This is a genomic window from Amycolatopsis sp. SID8362 (assembly GCF_010550475.1).
GTDB lineage: Bacteria > Actinomycetota > Actinomycetes > Mycobacteriales > Pseudonocardiaceae > Amycolatopsis > Amycolatopsis eburnea.
The window spans coordinates 1-2,089 of record NZ_JAAGNB010001387.1; the positions used below are offsets into that span (position 1 = coordinate 1).

General features: G+C 73.9%; 1 protein-coding gene. It reads left to right on the top strand.

All coding sequences use genetic code 11. The features are described 5' to 3' along the window. The coding region (locus tag G3I65_RS42625) for a discoidin domain-containing protein (protein ID WP_160701126.1) at positions 1-2,089 on the top strand (2,089 nt) is incomplete at both ends.

Consider the following 2,089-nt stretch of genomic DNA (forward strand, 5'->3'; position numbering starts at 1 on the left):
CGGGCGGCCGCGGCCGACGGGCCGCCCGACCCGGTCGCCGCCACCTACCTGCGCGTCCTGCTGCGGCACACCCGCTGGGCCGAGCAGCAGTTCGACACGAAGGCCGGGATCTACCCGGCCCGCGACTTCACCTTCGCCGTCGTGCTCGGCAACGCCGTCCTCCTGACCCGCGACGGCTACGACCCCGCGGTCGCCGGCGTCGACCGCGACACGCTCAAGGCCCACACCCTCGCCACGATCCGGCACTTCGCCGCGTCCAACCTCCTCACCGGCGGCACCGAGTGGGGCCGGAAACTCTTCTTCGACACCACGTTCCAGTCGTACTTCCTGCTCGCTGCCCGGCTGCTGTGGGCGGAGCTGGACGCGGCGACGCGCGCGAACGTCGAACGCATCACCACCGAGCAGGCCGCCTACACGACCGCGCTCGGCGAAAACGACGACCCGACGTCCGGCAGCTGGACGCCCAACGGCCTCACGGGCGGTTACGTCGGCGACACCAAGCTGGAGGAAATGGGCGTCTACGCGCAATCCCTCGCCCCGGCCCTCGCCTGGGCGCCGGCCGACCCGCGCGCGAACCAGTGGCGGGACGCCTTCGGGACGTGGAGCCGCAACGAAGCCGGACTGCCCGCCGCCGACCTCGCCAACCCGCGGCTCGTCGACGGCCGCCCGGTCAGCGCCAACACCGCGACGAACCTCTACGACACCTTCCTCGTGGAGAACCACGGCTCGTTCGGCCCGCACTACCAGGAAGAGCTGTGGCGCACGTCCGGCCGCAACGCGATGCACTTCCTCGCCGCCGGGACGCCGCTGCCCGAGGTCCTCACCGCGCAGCCCAACGGCGAACTGCTCTGGCGCACCATGCTGCTCATGACCAGCGACGCCGGCGAGCCGCTGATGCCGATGGTCGCCGACCGCGAGCACCTCTACGGCCGCGACGTCATCCCGCTCGCCTTCCGCGCCCAGGTCCTCGGCGACCGCTACGCCGCCTACGCGGAGGCGCAGCTCGCCGCCCGGCTCGAGCCGTACCAGGCGTACGCGCCCGCCGACCGGATCACGAAGTTCTCCGGCGAGCCGAAGTACGAGCCGGAGGCCCGCGCCGAACTCGCCATCAGCTACCTCCTGCACGAGTGGCGCGCGAGCCACGGCGGCCCGGTCGCCGCGGTGGGCAAGGACGAGTTCGACGCCCACGCCGCCGGGGTCGCCGACTTCGGGACCGGGCCCGGTCTGCTCGCCCACCGCTCCCCCGCCGCCTGGGCGGGCACGGTGTCCAAGCCCGGGTTCGTCAAGTTCGCCTGGCAGCCACGCCACGACGACTGGCTCTTCGTGCTCGGCGGCGCCAACCCGGCGCTGCTGCCCGCGACCAACATCGCGGTGCGCGAACGCCACGCGACGACGTACGAGAAGGTCCGCGACGGCTTCGACGCCACCGTCGGCGTGCTGCGCTTCGACACCGGGTACGCCGCCCTCGCCACACTGCCGACCGGCGCCGCCGTCTACGCCAGCACCGGCGTCGCCGAGAGCGAAGGCGTCCTGAACGTCTACAACCTCGCCACGCCGGGCGTGCCCGGCCTCGACGGCGATCGGAGCTACACCGCCGCCGAAGGCACCGTGACGGTCAAGGCACAGGCGGCGCCGTCCGGCGCCCGCACCGACGACGTCACCTTCGCCCGGGTCACCGCGCGGTACGTCCGGATGCTCGGCGTGCAGCCGGACCCGCAGTACGGCTACTCGCTCTGGGCGTTCGAAGTCCGCGACGGCGACGGCCCCGACCTCGCGCGCACCGGGACGGCGACGGCGTCCTCGGCGGCGGCCGGCAAGGAGGCGAAGTACGCCAACGACGGCGACCCGGCGACGCGCTGGGCGGTGTCCACATCGGACCGGCCGCGCGCGGACAGCTGGCTCGCCGTCGACCTCGGCACGGCGCGGGACTTCGACCGCGCCCGGCTCAGCTGGGAGGCGGCCGCCGGGCGGAAGTACCGGCTCGAAACGTCGTCCGACGGCGTGACCTGGACGGCCGTGGCGACCTACCCGGTCCCCGCGCTGCGGAGCACCGGCGGCCGGCTGGACATCGACGGCCGGGCCGGGATCG